The organism is Streptomyces sp. W16 (genome assembly GCF_033194735.1).
Lineage (GTDB): Bacteria > Actinomycetota > Actinomycetes > Streptomycetales > Streptomycetaceae > Streptomyces.
Genome location: NZ_JAWOAI010001097.1, coordinates 1 through 1,265, shown reverse-complemented (window position 1 = coordinate 1,265; position 1,265 = coordinate 1). Strand labels below are relative to the sequence as shown.

General features: G+C 73.0%; 1 protein-coding gene. It reads right to left on the bottom strand.

The features are described 5' to 3' along the window. Positions 1 to 1,265 (bottom strand): ATP-binding protein (locus tag R6V09_RS53400; protein WP_442810314.1); only part of this gene is annotated, 1,265 nt, incomplete at both ends.

The following is a 1,265-nucleotide window of genomic DNA, read 5'->3' as shown; positions in this document are numbered from 1 at the left end:
AGGTAACCGCAGTGCCGCCACAGGAAACCGACATGGCCGACCATCTCCACGGCCGCCGCCGCCAGAGCGCCGTCCCGCTCCCCCTCGCCGCCCGGCTCGGTGAGCGCGCAGTCGACGGCCGTGCGCAGATTGGCGTGTTCGGTCAGCACGCGCTCGCACCAGGCGACCTGCCGTCCGGTGTTCCACTCGGCGCAGCCCTCGCGGGCGAGGCGGGCGTAGTGGTCGCGGTGGCGTCGGCGTACGGCGCGTTCCTCGCCGAGGGCGTGCAGCCAGTCGGCACCGTACTCGCGGACGGTGTCGAGCATCCGGTAGCGGGCCGAGATGACGGCGTCGGGCAGGACGATGGACTGGGCGACGAGCCGGTCGAGCAGCCCGGCGATCCGTTCCGGGGGCAATGGTCCGCCCGCGCAGACCTGCCGGACGGTGTCCAGACAGAATCCGCCGCTGAAGACGGAGAGCCGCGCCCACAGCAGCCGTTCGAGAGGAGCACACAGTTCGTGGCTCCAGCCGATGGCGGTGCGCAGGGTCTGGTGACGGGGCGGGCGTTCACCGGGGGCGGCGACGAGCAGGTCGAGGGGCGAGGACGGGGCGGGTGAGGGAGAGGGAGGTGGGGTGGGCAGGCGTTCACCGAGGCGGGTGTGGAGCTGGTCGAGGGTGAGTTCGGTGAGGCGGGCGGCGGCCAGTTCGAGGGCCAGGGGTATGCCGTCGAGGCGGCGGCAGACGGCGATGGCGGTGGCGCGGGCGGCCGAGTCGCCGTCCCTCAGGGGGCGTCCGGCGGCTGCGGCACGCTCGGCGAACAGGGCTACGGCGTCACCGGCACCGGTACTCGTGCCAGTAACGGCATCGGCATCGGCATCGGCATCGGTGAGGTCGCCGGGTCGGCCGTCCACAGGCAGTGGTTCGAGGTGGAGGACGTCCTCGCCGGGCAGCGCGAGCCGTTCCCTGCTGGTGAGCAGGACGCGCAGACCGGGCAGGCGGGAGCGCAGCGCGGCGGTGAACCTGGCGCAGTCGGCGAGGACGTGCTCGCAGGAGTCGAGGACGAGCAACAGCCTTCTGTCGTGCGCCCATTCGGTGATGACGTCGATCACCGGGCGCGTCGACTGGTCGGCGAGCCGAAGGGTCTCCATGACGGCGAGGTCCACGAGTCCCGAGGTGCGCAGGGGGGAGAGTTCGGTCAGCCAGACGCCGTCGGGGTAGGCGTCCCGGACCTGCGCCGCCGCACGCAGCGCGAGCCGGGTCTTGCCGACCCCGCCGACCCCGACGAC